The sequence below is a fragment of the Rossellomorea sp. DA94 genome, assembly GCF_029834455.1.
GTDB classification, from domain to species: Bacteria; Bacillota; Bacilli; order Bacillales; family Bacillaceae_B; genus Rossellomorea; species Rossellomorea vietnamensis.
On record NZ_CP122397.1, the window covers coordinates 1,303,505 to 1,316,693 of the forward strand.

The 13,189-nt window shown below is 43.8% G+C and carries 21 protein-coding genes; 12 read left to right on the forward strand and 9 right to left on the reverse strand.

Annotation, left to right across the window (positions count from 1 at the left end; genetic code table 11):
* Nucleotides 1-70: 70 nt before the first annotated feature.
* The gene (locus tag P8596_RS06835; RefSeq protein WP_279726446.1) at nucleotides 71-1,696 is read right to left on the reverse strand and encodes an ABC1 kinase family protein; all 1,626 of its coding nucleotides are present in this window, start codon (nucleotides 1,694-1,696) and stop codon (nucleotides 71-73) included.
* A 219-nt stretch (nucleotides 1,697-1,915) separates the two neighbouring features.
* Between P8596_RS06835 and P8596_RS06840 the strand changes: the two genes are divergently transcribed.
* Together P8596_RS06840 and P8596_RS06845 are read left to right on the forward strand one after the other, a co-directional pair.
* Entirely contained in the window at nucleotides 1,916-2,257 is a 342-nt protein-coding gene (locus P8596_RS06840) for a VOC family protein (protein WP_279726448.1), read from the forward strand.
* A 336-nt stretch (nucleotides 2,258-2,593) separates the two neighbouring features.
* Nucleotides 2,594-3,094, forward strand: coding sequence for a DoxX family protein (locus P8596_RS06845; RefSeq protein ID WP_279726449.1), 501 nt, complete (start codon nucleotides 2,594-2,596; stop codon nucleotides 3,092-3,094).
* Nucleotides 3,095-3,188: 94 nt separating this feature from the next.
* Here P8596_RS06845 and P8596_RS06850 read toward each other — a convergent pair whose 3' ends face one another.
* The 3 genes from P8596_RS06850 to P8596_RS06860 form a co-directional block, all read right to left on the reverse strand.
* Nucleotides 3,189-3,374 carry a YfhD family protein gene (locus tag P8596_RS06850; RefSeq protein ID WP_060673389.1) on the reverse strand — a complete coding sequence of 62 codons (186 nt, stop codon included), beginning with the start codon at nucleotides 3,372-3,374 and terminating at the stop codon, nucleotides 3,189-3,191.
* Nucleotides 3,375-3,477: 103 nt separating this feature from the next.
* Nucleotides 3,478-3,603, reverse strand: coding sequence for a YfhE family protein (locus P8596_RS06855; RefSeq protein ID WP_079531092.1), 126 nt, complete (start codon nucleotides 3,601-3,603; stop codon nucleotides 3,478-3,480).
* Nucleotides 3,604-3,674: 71 nt separating this feature from the next.
* Nucleotides 3,675-4,580, reverse strand: coding sequence for a TIGR01777 family oxidoreductase (locus tag P8596_RS06860; RefSeq protein WP_279726451.1), 906 nt, complete (start codon nucleotides 4,578-4,580; stop codon nucleotides 3,675-3,677).
* A 91-nt stretch (nucleotides 4,581-4,671) separates the two neighbouring features.
* Between P8596_RS06860 and recX the strand changes: the two genes are divergently transcribed.
* Together recX and P8596_RS06870 are read left to right on the forward strand one after the other, a co-directional pair.
* Nucleotides 4,672-5,478, forward strand: a complete 807-nt coding sequence (gene recX, locus P8596_RS06865; protein WP_279726453.1) for a recombination regulator RecX — start codon at nucleotides 4,672-4,674, stop codon at nucleotides 5,476-5,478.
* A gap of 40 nt (nucleotides 5,479-5,518) precedes the next feature.
* Nucleotides 5,519-5,932, forward strand: a complete 414-nt coding sequence (locus P8596_RS06870; RefSeq protein ID WP_279726455.1) for a hypothetical protein — start codon at nucleotides 5,519-5,521, stop codon at nucleotides 5,930-5,932.
* Between the two features lie 41 nt (nucleotides 5,933-5,973).
* On the opposite strand, the gene P8596_RS06875 is transcribed toward P8596_RS06870, so the two are convergent.
* Nucleotides 5,974-6,645 (reverse strand): SDR family NAD(P)-dependent oxidoreductase, encoded by a 672-nt coding sequence (locus P8596_RS06875; RefSeq protein ID WP_279726457.1) that lies wholly within the window; start codon nucleotides 6,643-6,645, stop codon nucleotides 5,974-5,976.
* Nucleotides 6,646-6,829: 184 nt separating this feature from the next.
* On the opposite strand from P8596_RS06875, the gene P8596_RS06880 reads away from it, so the two are divergent.
* Nucleotides 6,830-7,156, forward strand: a complete 327-nt coding sequence (locus P8596_RS06880; RefSeq protein ID WP_061810819.1) for a YfhH family protein — start codon at nucleotides 6,830-6,832, stop codon at nucleotides 7,154-7,156.
* 37 nt (nucleotides 7,157-7,193) lie between these two features.
* On the opposite strand, the gene P8596_RS06885 is transcribed toward P8596_RS06880, so the two are convergent.
* A complete protein-coding gene (locus P8596_RS06885) occupies nucleotides 7,194-7,352 on the reverse strand; it encodes a YpzG family protein (protein WP_079531087.1) in 159 nt (52 codons plus the stop codon).
* Between the two features lie 31 nt (nucleotides 7,353-7,383).
* Nucleotides 7,384-7,548: a small, acid-soluble spore protein K gene (locus P8596_RS06890; RefSeq protein ID WP_034762570.1), complete on the reverse strand. Its 165-nt coding sequence runs from the start codon at nucleotides 7,546-7,548 to the stop codon at nucleotides 7,384-7,386.
* Nucleotides 7,549-7,699: 151 nt separating this feature from the next.
* On the opposite strand from P8596_RS06890, the gene P8596_RS06895 reads away from it, so the two are divergent.
* Entirely contained in the window at nucleotides 7,700-7,975 is a 276-nt protein-coding gene (locus P8596_RS06895; protein WP_034762572.1) for a YfhJ family protein, read from the forward strand.
* Nucleotides 7,976-8,018: 43 nt separating this feature from the next.
* Here P8596_RS06895 and P8596_RS06900 read toward each other — a convergent pair whose 3' ends face one another.
* Complete coding sequence (locus tag P8596_RS06900; RefSeq protein ID WP_279726459.1) at nucleotides 8,019-9,005, reverse strand: metal-dependent hydrolase; 987 nt, start codon at nucleotides 9,003-9,005, stop codon at nucleotides 8,019-8,021.
* 87 nt (nucleotides 9,006-9,092) lie between these two features.
* Between P8596_RS06900 and P8596_RS06905 the strand changes: the two genes are divergently transcribed.
* Both P8596_RS06905 and mutY read left to right on the forward strand, forming a co-directional pair.
* The gene (locus tag P8596_RS06905; RefSeq protein WP_061810821.1) at nucleotides 9,093-9,401 is read left to right on the forward strand and encodes a hypothetical protein; all 309 of its coding nucleotides are present in this window, start codon (nucleotides 9,093-9,095) and stop codon (nucleotides 9,399-9,401) included.
* Between the two features lie 49 nt (nucleotides 9,402-9,450).
* Nucleotides 9,451-10,557 carry an A/G-specific adenine glycosylase gene (gene mutY / locus P8596_RS06910; RefSeq protein ID WP_224520636.1) on the forward strand — a complete coding sequence of 369 codons (1,107 nt, stop codon included), beginning with the start codon at nucleotides 9,451-9,453 and terminating at the stop codon, nucleotides 10,555-10,557.
* A 32-nt stretch (nucleotides 10,558-10,589) separates the two neighbouring features.
* Here mutY and P8596_RS06915 read toward each other — a convergent pair whose 3' ends face one another.
* On the reverse strand, nucleotides 10,590-10,814 hold the full coding sequence (locus P8596_RS06915; RefSeq protein ID WP_224520635.1) for a mother cell protein YfhS: 225 nt from the start codon (nucleotides 10,812-10,814) through the stop codon (nucleotides 10,590-10,592).
* A 104-nt stretch (nucleotides 10,815-10,918) separates the two neighbouring features.
* Here P8596_RS06915 and fabL point away from each other — a divergent pair, with 104 nt between their 5' ends.
* From fabL to ntdP, 4 genes are all read left to right on the forward strand, one after another.
* A complete protein-coding gene (gene fabL, locus P8596_RS06920; RefSeq protein WP_034762580.1) occupies nucleotides 10,919-11,662 on the forward strand; it encodes an enoyl-[acyl-carrier-protein] reductase FabL in 744 nt (247 codons plus the stop codon).
* Between the two features lie 76 nt (nucleotides 11,663-11,738).
* Nucleotides 11,739-11,945: a gamma-type small acid-soluble spore protein gene (locus tag P8596_RS06925; protein ID WP_034762583.1), complete on the forward strand. Its 207-nt coding sequence runs from the start codon at nucleotides 11,739-11,741 to the stop codon at nucleotides 11,943-11,945.
* A 253-nt stretch (nucleotides 11,946-12,198) separates the two neighbouring features.
* Nucleotides 12,199-12,462, forward strand: a complete 264-nt coding sequence (locus P8596_RS06930) for a YgaB family protein (RefSeq protein ID WP_279726461.1) — start codon at nucleotides 12,199-12,201, stop codon at nucleotides 12,460-12,462.
* A gap of 183 nt (nucleotides 12,463-12,645) precedes the next feature.
* Nucleotides 12,646-13,176 carry a nucleoside tri-diphosphate phosphatase gene (ntdP, locus tag P8596_RS06935; RefSeq protein ID WP_034762875.1) on the forward strand — a complete coding sequence of 177 codons (531 nt, stop codon included), beginning with the start codon at nucleotides 12,646-12,648 and terminating at the stop codon, nucleotides 13,174-13,176.
* Nucleotides 13,177-13,189 lie beyond the last annotated feature (13 nt).

A 13,189-nucleotide genomic window follows, 5' to 3' on the forward strand; every position in this document is an offset into this window, starting at 1 on the left:
CTACACACGGATTAAATAGGAAAAAGCTCAGAGGCTGCTCTGAGCTTTTTATTTAACTGGGAAACAACTCTTAATACAGTTGCCCATTTTTCAACTTCTTTAACCAGTTTCTTTGCCTTGTGGCAATCATCCAATACCCTGCGACACCGAATCCTGCCAGGGCAAAGCTTCCTTTCCAGATGACCTCCATATCGAACGCCAGTCCTGAAAATCCCCCGAGGCAGCCTGCTAGTATAATGACATAAGCCTGCTTCTTTTGACCCTCGAATATCTTAAATTGAAACTCGTTTAGCTGATGATGTTCCTTTTGTTCCAGTGCCTTTTCCGGTATATCCAATAACTGCCGTACTTTTTGAACGGTCTGAAAAAGGGGTTGGGCGCTGACCCATTTCATAAGAAGCTCCCATTTGTTTGTGTTCCCATCCTTCACCCAATCCATAAAGGCAGGCTTGACTACATCAAGGGTTTCTTCATCCGGGCTCAATGTGTGGACAAGTCCTTCGATCGTGGCGAAGGATCGCCCTAAAAAGATAAAGCGGGTCGGAACCTGCACAGGAAGTGATTTCATCATTTCGTTGATTTCCTTCTTTACCGATATCAGATCCATCTGTTTAAACTGCTCCATATCCAGAGTGACAAATTCCTTTAGCACATGCTCAATCGTCTTCGGACTGGCGTCTGGAAGCAAGAACCCCAATTCGGCAAGAGCCTCTGAAGCTTTCCGGAAATTCTTTAAAAGAACCCCTTCGAGGAGGTTTTGGAAATGGGCTGAATCCCTTTTGGAAATTTCCCCAATCATCCCGTAATCCAATAAAACGAAAGTACCATCAGGCTGAAGCAGAATGTTCCCGGCATGGGGATCGGCATGGAAGATTCCCGGCTCGAGCCACTGAGGGAGGAAGAGACGGAATAGTTCCTGTGCAAGCTTCTGGCCATTCAGTCCATACAAATCAATCGCTTCTCTATCATTCAATCGAACCCCATCGACCCATTCCATCACCAATACTTTATCTGTACAGAGTTCAGGATACATAGTCGGGATCTTAACATTGGCATGATCTTTAAACCGCTGTTTAAAAGAAATGGCGGTAGTCATTTCCTTTGAAAAGTCGAGCTCCTGCTCGATGACCTGCTTCAATTCTCTATATAGCATTTTAAAATTAATGAACCCCTTCGGCATGGGAGCAAAATGCCGGGCAAACCAGATGATGATGGACAATGTCCGGAAATCGGTCTTCACAAGTGAGGGGATCTCCGGTCGCTGTACCTTGATGGCCGCTTGGGTGCCATCAAGCAGTGTCGCTTTGTACACTTCCCCGATGGAAGCCGAGGCGATGGCTTCCTGGTCGATGCTCTTGACTTTGGAAGTAACGGTAGCATCCCATTCCCGTTCAAGAACCGATTCAATTCTCTCCCAAGGTGAAGGAGGTACATGGTCAACCAAGTCTTGAATTTGATTGATAAACCCTTTCGGAAGCAGATCCTCCCGTATACTTAAGAGTTGTCCAACTTTGATCAACACGCCATTCAGTTCAAAAAGGGTTTCCTTGAACTCTTTCCCGATTTGTTCCCAAAGCTTTTCTTTTTCCCATTGGGACTTACCACGCAGCCGGTACCAGTAGACCCTGACCACTATGGATAAGGCGAGTGATAATACCTTCCACATTCTCCAAAGCTTGTTCTCTGACTTCATCATTTCATCCCCCGTAAACGGATATCTATCTCTATTATGTAGTACGTGTGGGAAATTAGAAAGTTTCTGTTTTTGTATTTTCAAAAAATAGCGGGTTGTATATGGGTTTTTATGGTAAAATTAATGCGTACGGGATTTATTGCAGCATAAGCGATGTATAACTATGTTACGTTATACAAACCAAGTTAGGTTTTTGTAAAAATATCAATTGAGGTGGAGTATATGAAACTGGCTTTTCTATGTCATCCTGTAACAGATTTAAAGAAATCCCTTATTTATTATCGAGACACATTAGGGTTTGAAGAGGCCTGGAGGGAAGGAGATCATACCATTGCCCTTAGGCTGCCGGGAACGGATGTTCAACTAATGATTGAAAATGATGAGCCTGAATTAGGACCAGGCGGAATTTTTATCGTAGACAGCGTAGATGAATATTATGAACATCATCAGGAAAAGCTCCATTTCATTAAAACTCCATGTGATATCCCACCAGGAAGATATGCCATTTACCAAGATGATAGTGAAAATGTAATCCGGATCATTGATTTGAGTAGAGAGAGATAACTACAGACGGCCCGCTTGTTCACCTGTTAAAATTCCGTTGATTTTTGACAGGTGAAGATTGGCTGAACTTTAACAGTCTAATAAGAAAGGAAATTCAGCTGCTGATTTTCGCTTCTATTTCAGCAGCTGAACTCTTCCTAAACTCCAGGATTTTGACACCTTTGTGAACGACACGAAAGCCTATTGTATTAAGGGGGGAGAAGAGGTATATTAAGAGTGTAAAGAATATGTGAAACATTTCACAATAACACGATATAAATCACAACAGGTCATCTTAACGTAAATATATTTGTGAATAGTTTCACAAATTATACATCCAAAAGGAGATGATCCATCATGAGATGGTGGGAAAATCAAAAAGTGAGCGCGGTTTGGACAGTGTTGAGGATTTGGTTGGGAGTTCAGTGGCTTGAAGCTGGGTGGCATAAGGTGAATGACGGTTTTGATGCAAGCGGCTTTTTGCAGGGGGCTTTGGCTAATGCGACAGGAGATCATCCAGCCGTACAAGGCTGGTATGCAGAATTCTTGAAAGGATTCGCTTTGCCGAACGTAGAACTGTTCAATGTCTTGATTCCTTGGGGAGAAATGTTGGTAGGGGTAGGGCTGATTGTCGGCTTAATGACGCTGCCGGCCCTTCTCGCAGGTGCATTTATGAACTTGAATTTCTTACTGGCAGGGACTGTCAGCACGAACCCCATCCTTTACACAGCGGCCATCATCCTCCTCTTTACAGGTAGGGGCGCCTACTATTGGGGAGCTGACCATTGGATGATTCCTTACTTGAAACAAACGATCACTCAACATGACAGAAAGCACAAAAAGCCGATTGTTGTATGAGAACGTTTGGAAATGAAAGAGCCCCATGCTGTCACAGCGTGGGGCTCTTTAAAGCTGAATTCCTCAAACCCGACTTTTTAACGAACGGGATTCACTATTGGTTTTTCTTCACCCGTGCACGCTGGTTTGCAGCGTTCGCGCGGGCTTGTGCTTCCATATCTGCCTGATCGGCAAGTTCTCGTGAGAACTCTTCGTCAACACCATCAGATTTGAGCTGAGCGGGTGTTTGTGGCAGGCTGTTTTTATTTCCTCTTTTGCTATGGCCGCGTGATCTTCCCAATATCAACATCCCCTTTTGGTTAAAAAATAAAGGTACAGGATCCTGTGGGACCTGTACCTTTATCTTTCTTCAAAGTAAGGGCTTTTAGTTAGGTAATAATTGTCTATCTGTGGGCTTTGGAACTGAAACCGCCTGCACGATCTGCTGCTTTGAACTCCCTTGAGTACGTGACTTCCTGAGCACTTGATAGAACCGACTTGTTTTTGTCTTTCTTTTTCTTATTATCCATTTCTATGTACATCCCTTCTTTTCAAGATTATTTCTATTTTTGCCGTGAAAAGGAAGGGACATACCTGTGACTTACTGATAAATATCAATGAGGGCACTTTTCAATTCCGGATATTGAAATTGAAAACCGTGTTCTGAGAGGACAACCGGTAAGACTCTTTGTCCTTCCAGTACGAGTTCGCTCATTTCACCCATGGCCACTTTTAAAGCAAGGGAAGGGACCGGTATCCAGTGTGGCCTGCCAAGGACCGTCCCTAGTGTCTTTCCGAATTCTTTCATAGTGACGGGAGAAGGAGCGGTGACATTAACAGGTCCTGCAATCCCCTCTGTTTCGGCTACAAAATGCAAAGCTCTCGCGATATCGTTGATGTGAACCCATGACATCCACTGTTCACCAGAACCGACAGTCCCTCCGACAAACATTTTATAGGGAAGGGCTATCCGTGGAAGGGCACCTTCCCCCTTGCCGAGAATGATGCCGAATCGTGTATAGGCTACCCGTATGCCGATTTGGGTGGCTTTGGCTGCTTCCTTTTCCCATATTTGAACGGTTTCCCCAAGGAAATTGTCAGCTGTCTCGGTTGAGGCTTCCGTATACGTATTCGTCTTGGAAGAAGGGTAATAGCCGATTGCGCTTGCATTGATAAGGGAGGCAGGCTTGTCTTTCAATGCTTTTATAATATTGATGACTTCCCGGGTTGAGTTGATCCGGCTGTTGATGATCCGTTTCTTGCGTTCTTCGGTCCATCTTCCGCTATTGATGGATTCTCCCGCAAGATTAATGAAGGAGTGAATTCCTTCGAGCTCCGCTTCGGGTCTTGCCCCATCGGAGAGCCATTTCACATACGTCACACCTGGCCGAGCATCGTATTTATCCGGATTTCGGGTCAGGATCATCACTTCATGTTGGTGTTTGAGAAGTTCCTCAGTCAGAGCCTGGCCGACAAAACCTGTTCCACCTGTTATGGCAATCTTCATCATCATCCCTCCAGTTATACTTATTATTTTACCTATCTTCAGAATAAAAAACATATGTTGAATGTGTTAGGATTAAGAGGAGGTGGAAAATATGGGTAAGATTACGAAAATAACGAAGCAAGTGAAGAACGATGAGCGTTACAATTTATTTATAGATGGAAAATATTCTTTCAGTGTCGATGAAGCGATTCTTGCCAAGTTTCAGCTCAGAAAAGGGCTGGAGGTAGATGAGCTCGAGATTTCGGAGCTTCAATATGAAGACGATGTCAAAAAAGCATTTAATAAAGCCATTCAGTATCTGGCCTACCGGATGAGAACGGAAAAGGAAATCCGTGATCACCTGCAGGAAGGGGACCCGGAGGAAGGGATCATCCAGGAAGTCATTCATAAATTAAATGAGATTAAATACATCAATGATTTAGAATTCTCCCACGCGTTTGTCGGGACCCAAATGAATACGGCTGATAAGGGGCCGACTTGGATCCGGGGGGAATTGAGAAGAAAGGGCGTGGGGGATTCCCATATTGAAGAAGCCCTGGCCGCTTTCACACAAGAAAAGCAGGTAGACAAAGCGGTCGCCCTGACAGAAAAGCTCCTTCATAAGTATCGGAAAGATTCCAAGATGATTGCCAAGCAAAAGATTGAACAAAACATGATGAGAAAAGGGTATCCTGGCTCAGTCATGAAAATCGTCTGGGAAACGGTCGAATCCGAACGGGATGATGATGAGAGATGGGATGCGGTTTATCATCAGGGGTTGAAGGCTCACAGAAAACTCAGTTCAAAATACGATGGATATGAGTATGTACAGAAAATGAAGCAAACGTTGTATCGAAAAGGGTTTTCAATGGAAGACATTGAAAGGTTGTTGGAAGAATTAAAAGAAAATGAAGAGTGATTCTTTTCATTACTAAAAGGATGGGGAAAGGGAGAGTTCAGTGGAGATAGCCGCGATCCTGTTTGTTGTTGTTACCCTTCCGCTTATTATTGGGACAGGGAGAAAATTCAAGCTTTACACTGGAGGAATAGTGATAGGCACCGCTCTCTTATTTCTCATCGGTGAATTGTTGATTAAAGTGCAAACGGACTACTTTTCATTGGGCAGGCAGGAGTGGTTCAACCAGGGGTTTGCTGAGGATATGGGGAAATGGGTCGTTCCATTCTTCCTTCTGGGAGTTGTAATCTTCTTGATCCTGGTCAACATCAGGATGATTCAGCAATTTTTAAAACGAAAGGATGGCATCCGCTGGGTATGGATCGCCTTTGTCGTGGTCATTGATGTATTCGCATTGTTTTTGGTTCCTATGCTATTATTTTTTGTGGCCTTTATGTTTTTCCCGTTTGCTCCTTAAATCCAGGCAGCCTTCGATCATCGATGGCTGCCTTTTGCTGTTTATTTTTTTGATTCGATGACGATTTCATCTTTTTCCCGAAATTCATTTACGATCGTCTCCGCTACTGCTCTAGGAGAGCGGAGTCTTGACGGGTCACTGATATGGTCACTGTTTTCCCAGAATGGAGTATCCATTCCACCCATATAAGCATTCACGATGCGTAGGTCCTTGGCTTCGTATTCCTTTTGAAGGCTTTCGCCGAACCCTCTTAGGGCGAACTTGCTTGCTACATACAAGGACTCATTTTTCTTTCCTCTAAGGCCGGCTGTAGAAATGATATTGATGATGGTGCTTTTCTTCTTCAGTTGAGGCAGCAGTGCCTTCGTTAACCGTATTGGCCCAAGGGCATTGGTTTCAAACATACTGATTAACTCATCGTCACTTGACTCCTCTAAAGGACCGAAATAGCCTACTCCTGCGTTATGTATGAGTAATTCAACCTTACGATCATTAAGGTGATCCCTGCAGAATTGGTGAATGTCATGTGTGGAGCGTATATCCAACGTGGAATATGAGACTTGTCCGTCTATATGTTCAATTTCTGTTCCTGCTTCTTTTAGACGGTCTTCTGTTCGACCAAGAAGGAATATGTGATATCCTTGCTGGCTAAAGAGTTTCCCCAATTCTTTCCCGAGGCCTGAGCCTCCACCTGTGATGATGGCTGTCTTCATGTTTAATCATCCTTTCTTATGCTTGTCGGGCCTGACCACTCGAGGTCATAAGCCGTGATGGCCAAAAAGGCAAAGAACGCCTTTTCAGCCATCCCGTCTTATGCTTGTCGGGCCTGACCAAGCCGCTTGCGCTTTTCTTATTGTATCATTTTCTCTATACTACTATTAGTAGAGGTGATGAGGAATGGAACAAGAGAGAAGATATAGTGAGATGACGGAGCATGAGTTGAAGCAGGAGATTGCTTCGCTGAAGGAGAAGGCAAGGAAAGCAGAGCAGTTGGGAATTGTGAATGAGTTTGCTGTGTTGGAGCGGAAAGCCCTTATGGCGCAGGCTTATCTCATGGATCCAGATGCTTATAAGCCTGGTGGGATTTATGGGATTGAAGGAGATCCGGGCACTTATTTTAAAGTGGACTATCTGAATGGAGTTTTCGCATGGGGATATCGATTGGGCGGAGACGGGAAAGAAGAAGCTTTGCCCATTTCCCTTTTAGCGGGGGAAAAGAAATAAGGAAGAGGTCCGTCAAGAGGGACGGACCTCAGAAGATCTAGGAACGCTTACGTGTCTGGTTCTCCAGAATGATTAAGTCTTGAGTTTGTGTGGTTTGTCCATTTGCCTGAGAATGGGCATGCTTCGGATTGTAGAATGCCTTGTTAAATGGACTGCTGTACTTATTTCGGTAGAAGTTGTTTTTCATGTTTCCCATCGTGACTACCCCCTAATCAAATTTCACTGTATTAAAGTGAGTCGTGATCTCTTTGTCCAGAAGATTTCATGCGTTCTTGAGGATGGGTGTTGATGGTGCCGTTAGCCCTTTTAGATGCATATTCCGCCTTTGCTCTCGGTTCACCTTCAAATTTATTGTTGTTCATGTTGGGGAACCCTGTCGATTTATTTCGCATAATGTGCCTCCTAAAAGGTGAAATGTACTGACTTATACCGTGAAGAAGCAAAGATTCACAACTAAGCTTAACCACGTACCTTTAGTATGGGTGAAATGGTCGACATTATCATAAAAGTACAAACTAAATATATGGAAAAGGAGGAGACAAAATGGAGTCTACATTCCACGAATTAACACAATTGTTAATAGAAAAAAATAATAAGCTTTCGTATGAAAAAGCGAGGACCTGGATTGAACTCGTATGGGAAGATTTCGAAGCAACATACGCAAAAGCAGGTTACGATTACAAAGGAAAAGCAGTGACGGAGAAAGTCGTTCGACAATGGGTCAATACATACGGTGAGCAAATCCATGAATTCGCCGCACAAAACCCGAAATACAAACACCTGATCGACGACAAAGAAGATGATGATTTAGTACATTAAAGTAATGAGGGACGGACCTTTAAAAGGTCCGTCCCTCACTGCTTTAATCAATTAAAATGTCAATGTCCACTTTTGAGCGGAGTTTTTCTTCGCTGAAGACCCATCCTGTGTAGGAGCTGACGATGTTCAGGTCTTTATCGAGCTGCACGAGGGCGACGAATGGGTAGTGTCCGTTATTTCGATATCGCAGATCGATAAAGCGGACTTCATAATGGTCATCGTACTCATCCACTTCCCACCGGTAAACCGGGGAAAAGGAGAGGAAGGCTGCCAGGTTTTTATCTTTCCTCGCGGCTTTGATGATTGGACTGTCAGGTAGTTCAACGCGTTGAAATTTATCAAAGATCGTAATCGACCGCCTGAATGCCCGTGCTACATAATAATGTTCCTTCGTAACGATCGCCAGGCGCCACTGGAAAAATCGGATCGTCGGTGAAACGATGATCTTTTCAGCCTGGGGGATTCTTCGCTTCACTGCATTTTTCACGGCTTTTTGAACCTGAAATCTCAATACATAGTAAGCAAAAATGACAATGTACATGACCAAAAAGGTTTTTCCCGGTGGAAAACCAAGACCCCACAGTATCAAGCCGACTACATGTAAGGCGAATATGATCGCATCAAACGTGTTAATGACCCCTAAAGCGACCCATTTCGACGAGATCGGCCTGATGGCCTGGGTTCCATACGCGTTGAAAATGTCGACAAATACATGGAGGAATACGGCCACAAATGTCCAAATCCATAGATGAAGCAAATCAGCACCTGGAAAAAACGGATAAAGACAAGCAACAATTAAGAGCGGCCAGAGAACGACCGCAGGAATACTGTGGGTGGCCCCCCGGTGGTGACGAATATAAACCGCATTATTGCGCAATTTCAATACGGTATCGATGTCAGGAATTTGAGAGCCGATCACGGCTGCGACCAACACACTTTGAGAAGTGGCTGCGCTTTCAGCTACGACGGGATCTAAAGTAGCCAATCCGCCGAGAGCGAAGCCCATGACGATATGAGTGCCTGTATCCAAAAAAAGTCCTCCCTTGGCTCGCATTTCTAAGATTTGTTTATGACGTTTCATTGGTGAACATGATATGGTTAAAAGGAGATTATTTCAATGAAAAACACTTTGCACATACATTTGGAATATGAAATCAAGCAGAATTCAAACCCTCGATATAAGCAAATTATGACCGATATCGCAGAGACATTACCACATTATGATGCTCTCAACTTCCATTGGGAGAAGGCTGAAGATGATTCGAATCGCTATATCGAAACCTTTGTGGTTCCGACAGAATCCCATTTCCATGCGTTAAAACGTTTACGGATGTCCCGTCGTCATTTATTATTTGGATTATTGGACGAATGTATTTGTGGTGGGTTACAAGAAATAAAGCTTGTCTGTTTAAAAACAGAGTACTAATTATTTATTCCCTATTCAATGCAACAATTAACATCCTGGAGGTACAAAATTGATAGAAGAGCCACTGAAACACTTACAGACCATAAACCGTGAGGAATTTCAGAATGATTTGATTTCATGGTTTTCAAGAGAACAACGCGATTTGCCATGGAGGAAGGATCAAGACCCATATAAAGTTTGGGTGTCAGAGATCATGCTTCAGCAAACGAGGGTGGATACGGTCATACCTTATTTTAACCGATTCATCGAGAAATTTCCTTCAATAGCTGCCCTTGCCTCTGCAGATGAAGAGGATGTGCTGAAAGCGTGGGAAGGCCTCGGTTATTATTCGAGAGTCAGGAATCTGCAAACAGCTGTGAAAGAAGTGAATGAAAAGTATGCAGGAGTCGTTCCGGATACGCCGAAAGAAATTTCTTCTTTAAAAGGGGTCGGTCCATACACGGCGGGAGCGATTTTAAGTATTGCTTACAGCAAACCTGAGCCTGCAGTGGACGGAAATGTGATGAGGGTATTTTCACGTATTTTGTCCATATGGCTTGATATCGCCAAGCCTTCATCCAGAAAAGTGTTTGAAGAAGCAGTGAGGGAGCTGATTTCAAGAGAAAACCCTTCCTTTTTCAACCAGGCATTGATGGAACTTGGTGCCCTGATCTGTACACCGACATCCCCATCCTGTCTGCTTTGCCCCGTACGTGAGCACTGCCAGGCTTTTGAAGAAGGTGTTCAGACTGAACTCCCCATTAAATCGAAGAAAAAATCGGCCCGCAAGCTTAATATGGCGGCAGCGGTCCTGTTCACAGAAGATGATCGGGTTTTGATCCATAAACGCCCCGGGAAGGGCCTGCTCGCTAATTTATGGGAATTCCCTAATTTTGAAGTAGGAAATGCAAGCAGCGGAAGGAAGCAATTGCTCCAACTCATGGAAGAGGAGTATAAAGTGGATTGCTCTTTAAAGGCCGGAGTTGTGACAAAGATCCAGCATATCTTCTCTCACATCGTTTGGGATATCGAGGTGTATGTGGGATCTGTAAACAGCAATACGTTAGAAGGAAGCGAACTGATTGCCGTTACTCCGTTGGAAATGGAAAAGTATGCATTTCCTGTATCACACCAGAAAATCTGGCAGGAAACAGGAGCAGGGATACTGCAGAAATAGAAAGGAGCAGCGGGTCCCGCTGCTCCTTTATTTCAGTCGTAACTTATCTTCGTTCCATGTGTATAATCGGCTTCGCCGCGCTTCAATCCACCGCGGTTTTCGATTTCTTCGATAATTTCCCGATGAATCGATTGTCCTTCTGTATTCAAATAAGGTACTATTTGTTGTAGTGAATGGTGAAAGAAAGCAAGCTCACTTTTCTTCCATTCATCTTTTGGTATCATGGAAAGCTCGGTCATATCTCTGCCTACATACATAACTCATTCCTCCATTTAACTGATATGTTCTTATTAGTTTGTGTGTTCAGGGTCGCTTTATGCTTTGGACCAATTGGAAAATGAAATTGAAAGGATGAAGTAATATGAGTCAAAAAGTAGCATTAGTAACAGGAAGCAGCCGCGGTCTTGGAAGGGAAATCGCCATCCAGCTTGCAGAAAAAGGGTACGATATCGTCGTCAATTACGCCCGCAGTAAAAAAGGTGCCCTGGAAACGGCTGAACAAGTTGAAAAACTGGGACGAAAAGCATTTGTGGTCCGTGCGAATGTCGGGGATGTCGATAAAATCAAATCCATGTTCGAACAGATCAAAGAAGAGTTCGGCCGGTTGGATGTATTGGTTAGCAACGCGGCTTCAGGAGTATTACGCCCTGTCATGGAGCTTGAAGAGTCTCACTGGGACTGGACGATGAATATTAACAGTAAAGCTCTATTATTCTGTGCACAGGAAGCAGCAAAATTAATGGACAAGGGCGGACGCATTGTGAGCATCAGCTCTTTGGGATCCATCCGTTACCTGGATAATTACACTACGGTAGGGGTTTCAAAAGCTGCCGTGGAAGCATTGACGCGCTATCTTGCCGTTGAGCTTGCACCACGTGACATTATCGTAAATGCCGTATCAGGCGGCGCAATCGACACGGATGCACTCAAACACTTCCCTAACCGTGAAGAACTTCTTGAGGATGCCCGCAGCAAAACACCGGCAGGACGGATGGTCGAAATCGACGATCTTGTGAAGTCAGTCATGTTCCTCGTTTCAGATGATTCTTCCATGATCAGGGGTCAAACCATTATCGTGGACGGTGGTCGTTCTCTCCTTGTCTAATGGAACGTTTTTCCTGAAAAAAATCGAATAGTGAAATCCACGCTTGGTTATCTTAATAAGCGTGGAGGTGATTACAATGGCAAAACAACCAAACAAAACTCAATCTGGTACAAGCGTTCAACACGTGAAACAACAAAACGCTCAAGCTGGTCAAGCTCAGCAACAACAATACGGTACTGAGTTCGCTTCTGAAACGACAGCAGCTCAACACGTAAAGCAACAAAACCAACAAGCAGAAGCTAACAAAGCGAAAGCTTCTGGAAAATACGGTCAACAACAATAATCCCATTGTTCTTGACAGAAAAAGCACCCATTTCGATGGGTGCTTTTTCATTTTGGAGGGACGGACCTCTCAAAACAACACTCATAATCATACAAAGCTTTATATAACAACACTTCTACTCCATATAACCTCTGAAAATGGAGGTCCGTCCCTCCATCGACAAAACTTTCACGATTATGACAGAAAAAGTCAAAGGGTTTGTGATGGGAAGGGAGAATGTGTTAGGAGAGCTTGTTTAGAGGAGTTGGTCGAAGTGTTGCAGCAACGATTTAATGAGTTGGTTTCGGTACAGCTGTGTACAATGGATAAGTTGTTATATCTTCAGTCCGAGATAGAGCGTTGCCAGGCGTTGGAGGAAGAATTGATCCAGCTTCAGGAGATGACAAAGGTAGAATCGATACAGAAGGAAATTCTAAGGAAGAAGAAGGATCTCAGGGAAATTCAGAAAACCTTCCAAGAGCAGACCGATGAAGTGATCCGTTCCTATCAAAAGGAACAAAGCGGTGTCACATCATAAAATCAGGAGGAGCACCTCTGCCATTTCTATATTAGACCCCAGTAAAGATCAAATTCGGGCCATTCTTAAAGGATATTTTCTTTAAGGATAGCCCTTTTGTTTTAAATTTTCTGAGGAAACGTTATAATGATAAAATAGACAAGCATATATAAAGGTAATTCTGAAATGAAAGAAGGGGATACGATGGCGGTTCCCACTGAAGGAAAATCTGTACAAATACATAGCTTCAAGCATGATGGAAACATTCACCGCATCTGGAATGAGACGACGGTCCTGAAAGGGACGACCAATCAGATCATCGGTGGAAATGACCGGACGATGGTGACGGAGTCAGACGGAAGGACATGGATGACACGAGAGCCGGCCATCTGCTATTTCCATTCTGAGCTATGGTTTAACATTATTTGTATGATTCGTGAGGACGGTATTTATTATTATTGTAATTTAAGCTCACCATTTGTATATGATCATGAGGCGATCAAGTATATCGATTACGACTTGGATATCAAAGTGTTTCCCGACATGACATATACATTGCTCGATGAAGATGAGTATGAAGCTCATCGAAAGCTTTACGGTTACCCGGATGTGATCGATCACATCCTTAAGCGGAATGTCGACAAGCTTGTCCGCTGGATCAGACAGAGAAAAGGGCCATTCGCCCCGGACTTTATCGATATTTGGTACGAGCGATATTTGACGCACAGAGGGTAAATGGATTTTTAGG

Excerpts from the sequence above, each read along its gene's own strand:
- recX (WP_279726453.1), top strand. The coding sequence starts at position 4,672 with ATGGGTAAGATTACGAAAATAACGAAGCAAGTGAAGAACGATGAGCGT.
- P8596_RS06915 (WP_224520635.1), bottom strand. The coding sequence starts at position 10,814 with ATGTATGTAGGCAGAGATATGACCGAGCTTTCCATGATACCAAAAGAT.
- P8596_RS06895 (WP_034762572.1), top strand. The coding sequence starts at position 7,700 with ATGGAGTCTACATTCCACGAATTAACACAATTGTTAATAGAAAAAAAT.
- P8596_RS06840 (WP_279726448.1), top strand. The coding sequence starts at position 1,916 with ATGAAACTGGCTTTTCTATGTCATCCTGTAACAGATTTAAAGAAATCC.
- P8596_RS06905 (WP_061810821.1), top strand. The coding sequence starts at position 9,093 with ATGAAAAACACTTTGCACATACATTTGGAATATGAAATCAAGCAGAAT.
- P8596_RS06860 (WP_279726451.1), bottom strand. The coding sequence starts at position 4,580 with ATGAAGATTGCCATAACAGGTGGAACAGGTTTTGTCGGCCAGGCTCTG.
- P8596_RS06875 (WP_279726457.1), bottom strand. The coding sequence starts at position 6,645 with ATGAAGACAGCCATCATCACAGGTGGAGGCTCAGGCCTCGGGAAAGAA.
- P8596_RS06835 (WP_279726446.1), bottom strand. The coding sequence starts at position 1,696 with ATGATGAAGTCAGAGAACAAGCTTTGGAGAATGTGGAAGGTATTATCA.
- P8596_RS06845 (WP_279726449.1), top strand. The coding sequence starts at position 2,594 with ATGAGATGGTGGGAAAATCAAAAAGTGAGCGCGGTTTGGACAGTGTTG.
- P8596_RS06890 (WP_034762570.1), bottom strand. The coding sequence starts at position 7,548 with ATGCGAAATAAATCGACAGGGTTCCCCAACATGAACAACAATAAATTT.
- P8596_RS06925 (WP_034762583.1), top strand. The coding sequence starts at position 11,739 with ATGGCAAAACAACCAAACAAAACTCAATCTGGTACAAGCGTTCAACAC.
- fabL (WP_034762580.1), top strand. The coding sequence starts at position 10,919 with ATGAGTCAAAAAGTAGCATTAGTAACAGGAAGCAGCCGCGGTCTTGGA.
- P8596_RS06855 (WP_079531092.1), bottom strand. The coding sequence starts at position 3,603 with ATGGATAATAAGAAAAAGAAAGACAAAAACAAGTCGGTTCTATCAAGT.
- ntdP (WP_034762875.1), top strand. The coding sequence starts at position 12,646 with ATGGCGGTTCCCACTGAAGGAAAATCTGTACAAATACATAGCTTCAAG.
- P8596_RS06880 (WP_061810819.1), top strand. The coding sequence starts at position 6,830 with ATGGAACAAGAGAGAAGATATAGTGAGATGACGGAGCATGAGTTGAAG.
- P8596_RS06885 (WP_079531087.1), bottom strand. The coding sequence starts at position 7,352 with ATGGGAAACATGAAAAACAACTTCTACCGAAATAAGTACAGCAGTCCA.